Source organism: Myxococcus sp. AB025B, assembly GCF_006518215.1.
GTDB classification, from domain to species: domain Bacteria; phylum Myxococcota; class Myxococcia; order Myxococcales; family Myxococcaceae; genus Myxococcus; species Myxococcus fulvus.
Genome location: NZ_SRLW01000375.1, coordinates 1 through 8,227 on the forward strand (window position 1 = coordinate 1; position 8,227 = coordinate 8,227).

Annotated in this window: 7 protein-coding genes; 3 read left to right on the forward strand and 4 right to left on the reverse strand. The window is 71.7% G+C overall.

All coding sequences use genetic code 11. The annotated features are described in order from the left end of the window. Positions 1-34: 34 nt before the first annotated feature. The 3 genes from FL311_RS38105 (at position 35) to FL311_RS38115 (ending at position 3,877) form a co-directional block, all read left to right on the forward strand. On the forward strand, positions 35-1,459 hold the full coding sequence (locus tag FL311_RS38105; RefSeq protein ID WP_141332573.1) for a sigma-54 dependent transcriptional regulator: 1,425 nt from the start codon (positions 35-37) through the stop codon (positions 1,457-1,459). Between the two features lie 106 nt (positions 1,460-1,565). After that, positions 1,566-1,958 (forward strand): BlaI/MecI/CopY family transcriptional regulator, encoded by a 393-nt coding sequence (locus FL311_RS38110; protein ID WP_046714442.1) that lies wholly within the window; start codon positions 1,566-1,568, stop codon positions 1,956-1,958. Beyond that, a complete protein-coding gene (locus FL311_RS38115; RefSeq protein WP_141332574.1) occupies positions 1,958-3,877 on the forward strand; it encodes a M56 family metallopeptidase in 1,920 nt (639 codons plus the stop codon). Before FL311_RS38110 ends, FL311_RS38115 begins: the two co-directional genes overlap by 1 nt. 31 nt (positions 3,878-3,908) lie before the next feature. Here the strand turns inward: FL311_RS38115 and FL311_RS38120 are convergent, their stop codons facing one another. The 4 genes from FL311_RS38120 to FL311_RS38135 all read right to left on the reverse strand — a co-directional run bounded on the left by FL311_RS38120 (position 3,909) and on the right by FL311_RS38135 (position 8,122). Beyond that, the gene (locus FL311_RS38120; protein WP_141332575.1) at positions 3,909-5,015 is read right to left on the reverse strand and encodes a sensor histidine kinase; all 1,107 of its coding nucleotides are present in this window, start codon (positions 5,013-5,015) and stop codon (positions 3,909-3,911) included. Then, entirely contained in the window at positions 5,012-5,725 is a 714-nt protein-coding gene (locus tag FL311_RS38125; protein WP_141332576.1) for a response regulator, read from the reverse strand. The genes FL311_RS38120 and FL311_RS38125 overlap by 4 nt, the downstream gene beginning before the upstream one ends. Continuing rightward, the gene (locus FL311_RS38130; protein WP_141332577.1) at positions 5,700-6,893 is read right to left on the reverse strand and encodes a sensor histidine kinase; all 1,194 of its coding nucleotides are present in this window, start codon (positions 6,891-6,893) and stop codon (positions 5,700-5,702) included. The genes FL311_RS38125 and FL311_RS38130 overlap by 26 nt, the downstream gene beginning before the upstream one ends. A gap of 164 nt (positions 6,894-7,057) precedes the next feature. Continuing rightward, positions 7,058-8,122 carry an SRPBCC family protein gene (locus FL311_RS38135; protein ID WP_228557349.1) on the reverse strand — a complete coding sequence of 355 codons (1,065 nt, stop codon included), beginning with the start codon at positions 8,120-8,122 and terminating at the stop codon, positions 7,058-7,060. Positions 8,123-8,227: the final 105 nt, after the last annotated feature.

Consider the following 8,227-nt stretch of genomic DNA (forward strand, 5'->3'; position numbering starts at 1 on the left):
GTCTCGCACTCCCCTGACCCCGAGCCCCCCGCCCATGTCCGCACAGCGCATCCTGGTCGTCGACGATGAGGACAACGCCCGCAAAGCCATCGCCACCATCCTGAACGAGGAGGGCTACGACGTGGCCGAGGCCGCCGACGGCGCCGAGGCGCTCGCGCGCGTGGCGGACTTCTCCCCCGCCGTGGTGCTCACCGACGTGCGCATGCCGAAGATGGACGGCCTGAGCCTGCTGCGCGCCGCGCGCGAGCAGGGCAGCGACGCCACGTTCGTCATGATGACGGCCTTCGCCAGCGTGGAGATGGCGGTGGAGGCGATGAAGTCCGGCGCCGACAACTTCCTGCTCAAGCCGCTGGACGCGGACCAGGTGCTCGTCACCCTGTCCAAGGCCCTGGAGAAGCGCAGCCTGCGCCAGGAGGCGGAGGCGCTCAGGGACCAGGTCCGCACCCGCGTGCGGCGCTTCCACGACATCATCGGCGAGTCGCCGCAGTTGCAGGGCATCTACGACGTCATCCGCCGCGCGGCCAGCACGCGCGCCACGGTGCTCATCCTGGGCGAGTCCGGCACGGGCAAGGAGCTCATCGCCCAGGCGCTGCACCAGGAGTCGCCCCGCCGCGACAAGCCCTTCATCCGCGTGCACTGCGCCGCGCTGTCCGAGAACCTGCTGGAGAGCGAGCTGTTCGGCCACGAGAAGGGCGCCTTCACCGGCGCGATTGCGCGCAAGGAGGGCCGCTTCGAGCTGGCCGACGGCGGCACGCTGTTCCTGGATGAAATCGGGGAGATCTCCCCCACCGTGCAGGTGAAGCTGCTGCGCGTGCTCCAGCAGCGCGAGCTGGAGCGCGTGGGCGGCACCCAGACGCTCAAGGTGGACGTGCGAATCGTGGCCGCCACGCACCGCGACCTGGCCGCGGAGGTGAAGGCGGGCCGCTTCCGCGAGGACCTCTACTACCGGCTCAATGTCGTCAGCGTGACGCTCCCGCCCCTGCGCGAGCGCAAGAGCGACATCCCCGCCCTGGTGAACCACTTCCTGGAGAAGTACGGCGACTCCTACGGCAAGCAGGTCCGGGGGCTGGCCCCGGGCACACTCCAGGCCCTGCTCGCGCACGACTGGCCGGGCAACATCCGCGAGCTGGAGAACGCCATCGAGCGCGCGGTGGTGCTCACCCAGGGCCAGGAGCTGACCACCGACGACCTGCCCCCGGTGCTGCGCGGCCCCCGGCCCTCGGGCACCAGCCAGGGCTCGCTCATCCCCGGCGCCACGCTGGCCGCCATCGAGCGGGAGGCCATCCTGCGCACGCTGGAGATGGTGCAGGGCTCCACCTCGCGCGCGGCGGAGGTGCTGGGCATCAGCGTGCGCAAGATCCAGTACCGCCTCAAGGAGTACGGCGCCCAGTCGGACGGCGCCCCCGCCCGGCTCGACGGCGACGAGCCCAACGGCCCGGACCTGGCCGCCGAGTCCTGAGCCGCGCCCCGGGACACCCGCCTCCTGCGCTGACGCGGTGTCCCGTCCCGGGCATCTACGACGAGCGTCGTTGACAGATACGACATACGTCGTAATACTTTCGCGAATGACGCCCGTTCCACCGCAGCCGACGCGCGCCGAGCTGGCCATCCTCCGAGTCCTCTGGCAGTTGGGGCCCAGCACCGTGCGGCAGGTGCATGAGTCCCTCCGAGGCACGCAGGAGAAGGACACCGGCTACACCACCGTCCTCAAGCTCCTCCAGAACATGACGGAGAAGGGGCTCGTGCAGCGCGACGAGAGTGAGCGCACGCACGTCTACGAGGCGGCCCTCAGCCAGAAGCGCACGCAGCGTGACCTGCTGCGCGACCTGATGGACCGCGCCTTCGGGGGCTCGGCGTCGAGCGTCGTCGCCCAGGCCCTGTCGATGAAGCGGGCCTCGGCGCAGGAGCTGGCGGAGATCCGGAAGCTGCTGGACGAGCACGAGAGGCGGGGGAAGTGATGCACGTGCTGGACGCGCTGGAACGGGCCCTCATCGACTTCGTCTGGCAGGGCGGCGCGGTGGCCCTGGTCGTGGCGGGGCTGCTGGCGATGATGTCGCGCCGCTCGGCGAAGGGGCGCTATGGCGTCGCGTGCCTGGGGCTCGCGACCATGGCGGTGTTGCCGCTCGTGACCTTCCTGCGGGCCCTCATGGAGGGGCCGGCCGCGGCGGCCTCGGTGGGCCTCGCCCCCCAGGCGCTCGCTCCGGTGGCGGTGACCCGGGAGGTCGTGGTGGCGGACCTGGCGCCCACGGCCGAGGTCACCGTGACCTGGCTGGAGCTGTTGCGGCCCTGGCTGCTGCCGGCGTGGTGCGCCGGCGTGCTGCTGCTGTCGGCCCGGACGCTCGTCTCCTGGTACGCGGCGCAGCGGCTGTCGCGGCTGCACACCCGCGAGCCCGACAGCGACTGGCGCGAGGCCATGGAGCGCGCGCTCGCGAAGCTGCGGATGTCGCGCCCCGTGCGGCTGATGGCGTCCACGCGCATCGACGTGCCCCAGGTCATCGGCCTGTGGCGTCCGCTCATCCTCGTCCCCGCGGGGGCCATCACCGGGCTGTCGCCGCAGCAGTTGGAGGCGGTGCTCTCCCACGAGCTCGCGCACATCCAGCGGCACGACTACCTGGTCAACCTGCTCCAGGCGCTGGTGGAGACGTTCCTGTTCTACCACCCGGCCGTCTGGTGGCTGTCCCACCGCATCCGCGAGGAGCGCGAGCACTGCGCGGATGACCAGGCCGTGCAGTCGTGTGGCGACGCGGTCCTCTACGCCCGTGCGCTGGCGCACATCGAGCAACTGCGCGCGCCGCCGTCCGCGCTGCTCGCGCTGGGCGCGGACGGGGGCTCGCTGCTGGGCCGCATCCGGCGGCTGCTGTCGGTCCCCGACACGCGGGCGCCTCGTCGCTCGTGGCGGCTGGTGAGCGGACTGGGTGGCGCGGCGCTCGCCGTGGCGCTGGGCTCCTCACAGGTGCCGCTGACGGCCATGGCCGTGGCGCCCCAGGCCCTGGACGTGGCGCCGGTGGCGAAGCACGAGCGCGCCTTCACGGAAGCCACGCCGCCCGTACATCGGCCGCTGGTGGCTCCGGCGCCCCGCATCCTCCCGCTCGACCTGACTTCCAAGACGCCCAGCCGTCCGACGCGCGTGCTCCACAAGGTCTCGACCGCGCCGCGCAAGGCGCGCGAGCCCAGCCCCCGGCCGCTGCTCATCCCCGACACGCAGGGGATTGCGCGCACGCAGCTCCCCAGGACGCCCTACCCGCTCGACGTGGAGCCCGCCGTCCCCTCCGAGGCCGTGGCCGTGGAGAGCCACGAGACGCCGGTGGACGAAGCACAGGTGGAGCACGACAGCATCTCGATGCAGGTGATGGCCGCGGCGCTGCCCGCGCTCACCCCGGCCACGACGCCGCCCGCCGCGCCGACGCCGCCCCGTCCCCAACCGGAGGACGACGGCGCCTTCACGCTGGGGCCCGGCATCACCCCGCCCCGCTTCGTGTCCGGGCAGCGGCTCGCCTTCCAGGACATCACCCAGAACCTGCGCTCGCGCATCTCCGCCGTCCCCAAGGGCTCCATCGTCACCCGGTGCACCATCACCACCGAGGGCAGCGTCACCAACTGCAAGTCGCTGCAGAGCCTCTCCGGTCTGGAGGAAGGCGTCATCCGCACCCTGACGACGTGGCGCTATGAGCCCGCGACGCTCGACGGCAAGCCGGTGCCCGTGCACTACGAGTTCGACATCTGGTTCACCAACGAGCCCGGTGGCGGCAGGGACCAGCAGCTCGCCAGCGCGGACAAGCCGGGCAAGCGCGCGGACGGCTCCAGTCAGAGCGCCTGCATCCTCTGCGCGAGCGTCTCCGCGTCCAGCGTGGTGACGCCTCCCGTCGCCGGCTTCTGAAGTGACGTGAAGCCCCTGGTGGCGCGTCGTCCTAGCGCGCCATCGGGAGCCGCAGGAGGAAGCGGGCGCCGCCGCTCGGCGCGGTGCCCACCTCCAGCGTCCCGCCGTGCTGCGTGACGATGGCGTGGACGATGGGCAGCCCCAGCCCGGAGCCCTGCGCCTTGGTGGTGAAGAAGGGCTCGAAGATGCGATCCCTCATCGCCTCCGGGACGCCCGAGCCGGTGTCGTCCACCGTGAGCCACACGCGCGTGTCCTCGGTGCCCACGGTGAGCGTCACGTGGCCTCCGGCGGGCGTGGACTCCAGCGCGTTGAGGCACAGGTTGATGAGCACCTGCCGCAGCCGCTCCTCCTCACCGGAGAGCGCGGGCAGGTTCGACTCCGGCACCACCTGCGTCAGCGACACCTTGCGCGTCTCCGCCTGACTGCTCAAGAGGTCCACCACGCGGCGCACCAGCGCCTTCACGTCCACGGAGCCGGGGCGGAACTCACGAGGCCGGGCGAACTGGAGGAAGTCCTCCAGGATGTGGTCCAGCCGGCGAATCTCGTCGCGCACGAGCAGGAGCGGCTCCAGCAACGTGCCCTGCTGGTGGTCCGGCAGCCTGCGCACCCGACGCTCCAGCACGGACAGCTGGAGGGCCGCGGCGTTGAGTGGGTTGCGAATCTCGTGGGACAGCCCCGCCGTCATCGTCCCCACCGCGGCCAGCTTCTCCGTCACCTGCGCGCGCCGGGCCAGCTCCCGCTTCTCCGCGTGCAGGCGCACCTGCCGCATCGCCTGCTCCAGCGTCAGGAGCAGCTCGCGCGGCGCGCAGGGCTTCATGAGATAGGCGCACGCGCCCGCGCGCACCGCCGCCACGGCCGTCTCCAGCGTGGCGAAGCCGGTGAGCAGCACCACCTCCGAGTCCGGCGCGCCTTCCTTCAGCTCCGCCGCCAGCGCCGTGCCGTCTCCGTCCGGCAGCCGCAGGTCCACCAGCGCCACGTCGAACCCGTCGCGAGCCTTCTCCCGCGCGCCCCGACAGGTCGACGCCGCGTGCACCACATAGCCCGCGTCGCCGAGCAGCTCATCGAGGTTGTCCAGGAACGCCGCGTTGTCGTCCACGACGAGGACCCGCGCGGGGGACTGGGAGGTGGGCTCGGTCATGGAGAGGACACGGGGCGCGCGGCGTGCGCGGTCTCCAGCGCGCCCATGAGCGCGCCGGCATCGAAGGGCTTCGAGTAGACGTCCACGCCCTCGCCGAGGGGCGCCAGGTCCGGCCAGGCCGTCATGACGAAGGTGGGCAGACTGGGGAAGCGCGCGCGCAGGCGACGCAGCGCCTCACCGTCCGGACCTCCGGGCATGCGCAGGTCCACCAGCGCCGCGAACGGCATCGCGCAGGAGAGCAGGTCCGCGTCCAGCGCGGAGCTCACCGTCACGCACGAGAAGCCCCTGGCGCGCAACAGCTCGGAGAGGTTGTCGCTGAGCGCCGGGTCGTCCTCGGCCACCACCACCAGGCCGTCGCGTCGTGCGTTGGCGAGCAGCTCCATCAACGTGGAGATGGGCACGGGCTTGGGCAGCACCGCGAGCAGCCCCTCGCGCCGCGCGGTCTCCAGGTCGTCCTCGCGGGGATAGGCCGTCATGACGACGGTGGCGATGCCCGGGTCCACGCGCCGGATGCAGCGCACCGCGTCCGCGCCGCTCATCCCCGGCATGCGCATGTCCGTCACCAGCGCGTCGAAGCGCGTGGCGCCCACCGCGCGCAGGGCCTCGTCGCCCGTGGAGACGACGGTGGCCTGGTGGCCCTCGTCGCGGAGGATCTCGGCGAGGTTCTCCGCCAACGCCCGGTTGTCATCGAGCAGGAGGTAGCGTCGCACGAGTGCCCTCCTCGGGGGACTTGGGGAGCTGGAGCACGAACCGGGCACCGGCGCCGGCCCGGGGCGCGTAGGTGATGGAGCCGCCGTGCCGCTCCAGGATGCGGCGCACGAGCGGCAGACCCAGCCCGATGCCCCGCGCCTTCGTGGTCATCAGCGGCTCGAAGAGGCGCTCGCGGATGGCCTCGCTGAGGCCGGGCCCCGAGTCCTCCAGCACCAGCTCCACCTGACCGGCGTCGCTCGTCGAGCCGTGGAGCGAGATGTCCCCGCCGGACTCCTCGAGCGCCTGCACCGCGTTCTCCAGCAGGTTGACGAACACCTGGCGCAGCTGCCCCGCGTCACCGTGCACCGCGGGCAGGGACACCAGGCCCTCCGCGCTGACGCGGACGCTCTCGGGGCGGACCACGGCCTTGAGGGCCTCCTGCCAGACCTCGTCCAACCAGACCTCCTGCCGCTGGAGGGGGCGGTCGCGAATCATGTCGAGCAGGTCGGACACGATGTGGTTGGCGATGCCCACCTGCTCGCCGATGCGGTCCAGGTGCTTGGCGGTGCGCTCGTCCACGGTCGCGCCCTGACGGCTGCGCAGGATGTAGAGCGAGGTCTCGATGACGCCCAGCGGGTTGCGCAGCTCGTGGCCGATGGAGCCGACGAGCTGGCCGAAGGTGGCCAGACGCTCGGTGCGCGCCTGCTGCGCGAGCAGGTCCTCGCGGTAGGTGTGGAGCATGATGGCCAGCTCCAGGTCCAGGATGCGGCCGAGCGCCGCGCGCGTGTCGTGGAGCACCTGGGGCTGGCTGGTGAACGCCGTGTCGATGATGGCGTTGAGCTCCTGGCGCAGCACGTTCATCGCGCCGAACATGTAGTGCTGCTCCAGGGAGATTCGCACGTGCATGCGGCCGATGCGGCAGCGCAGCGCGAAGTACGCCTCATCCCACGGGCCGCGCAGCAGTTGGTCCATCCAGACCTGGAGCGTGCCTCGCAGGTGGCCCACCTGGCTCTCGCCGCCCTCGAGCGCCTGGCGGGCGCCCTCGTGCTCCAGGATGCGGTCGTAGAAGACGCGCGCGATGCGGGGGAAGTGCGGCTTCGCGAGGGAGTGGAGGCCGACGAGTGACAGCTCGTCCCGCGCTCCGAACCCCACGTACCGCTTCAGCTCCTCGAACAAGGTTTCCGCCATGGTTTCGGGGCGGACATTAACCGCTCGCCCCACATCGGACGAGCAACTCCGCAGCAAGCACCGCGCCAGCCCGCAGCGGGTCCGGGCGACCCGGTGGCGCGCAAGAAGTGCGCGCCTCGGAGCTCATGGCCCAGGGCGCGCAAATCCTGCGTGACGGCGGCGCGTCAGTGCATCAGGGAGGTCCGCCCGCTCCGGTTCGGGGCCAGGGACTCGCGCGTCACGGTCTCGTGGCCGGTGGCCTTCCCGCGCTCGAGCAGGGACTTGAAGCGCAGCAGGTCGTCGTCCATCTGCCGCTTGGGGTCCACGCCCAGCAGCCGGGCGAAGGCGTGGCCGATGGCGCCGGCAGGCGGGTTGTATGACAGGCGGATGTCCACGCGGGTGCCGCCCTTCGCGGTGGGCTCGAAGTGGATGACGCCGGCGTTCTCCACGGAGGTGCCCTTCACGCTCTTCCAGGCGAGGAACTGGTTGGGCACTCGCTTCGTGACGACGGCTTCCCATTCGAAGTGGAGGCCGGCGGGGCCACGGACCTTCCAGTAGGAGCGACCGCGCTCGTCGACGCGCACCTCGTCCACGTGGGTCATGAAGCGCGGGAAGTTCTGCATCGCGTCCCAGAAGGCGAAGACCTCCTCCACGGGTGCGCTCACGGTGATGTCCTTGTGCAGGGTGATGGCGCGAGGCCCCACGCCGATGCCCGTGAGCCGGCGCAGCTCCAGGTTGCTGAGCGCGCGGATGCCGAGGACCGCGCCGCCGAGTCCCAGGAGCGAGCCCAGGACACCGCGTTGCTGGAGCGCCCAGGATGCGAGGGAGAGACCTCCGAGCGCGCCGAAGAAGCGCGACGAGGGGGACCAGTGCCTGGAGCCGAAGGGGCGTCGCCGCGCGATGCCGCCCTGGAGCTCGGACTGGCGGCCGGGCTGGGCGAAGGGGAGCAGTCGATTGTCCACGCCGCGCACGCCTCGGACGCGGCCGAGGTAGGGGACGGCGGACTTGAGCTCCTCGAGCAGGATGGAGCCCTCGAGCGTGACGATGCCGTCCCTTGCGGACACCTTCACGGAGCCCGGATGCGAGCAGACCCGTCCGAGGGCCGCGCGGACGCGCTCGGTGAGGGTGACGTCGTCGACGGGCTCCGAGCGGAAGCGACTGACGGACTCGAAGAACAGGCCGCGCGAGCGCTGGGCCAGGTCGCGGCGGACGACGTCGACCGCGGAGCTGGCCTCGTGGGCGGCGTGCACGGCCCTGCCCTGCAGATGAGACCTGCGCCAGCGGCCGCTGCGTGGATCGCTCCAGTACCTGACTCTTATACACATCTGACGCTGCCGACGAAGCTAGAAGTGTAG

Coding starts and splice junctions, on each gene's coding strand:
- FL311_RS38115 (WP_141332574.1), top strand. CDS start 1,958: ATGCACGTGCTGGACGCGCTGGAACGGGCCCTCATCGACTTCGTCTGG.
- FL311_RS38110 (WP_046714442.1), top strand. CDS start 1,566: ATGACGCCCGTTCCACCGCAGCCGACGCGCGCCGAGCTGGCCATCCTC.
- FL311_RS38120 (WP_141332575.1), bottom strand. CDS start 5,015: ATGACCGAGCCCACCTCCCAGTCCCCCGCGCGGGTCCTCGTCGTGGAC.
- FL311_RS38130 (WP_141332577.1), bottom strand. CDS start 6,893: ATGGCGGAAACCTTGTTCGAGGAGCTGAAGCGGTACGTGGGGTTCGGA.
- FL311_RS38105 (WP_141332573.1), top strand. CDS start 35: ATGTCCGCACAGCGCATCCTGGTCGTCGACGATGAGGACAACGCCCGC.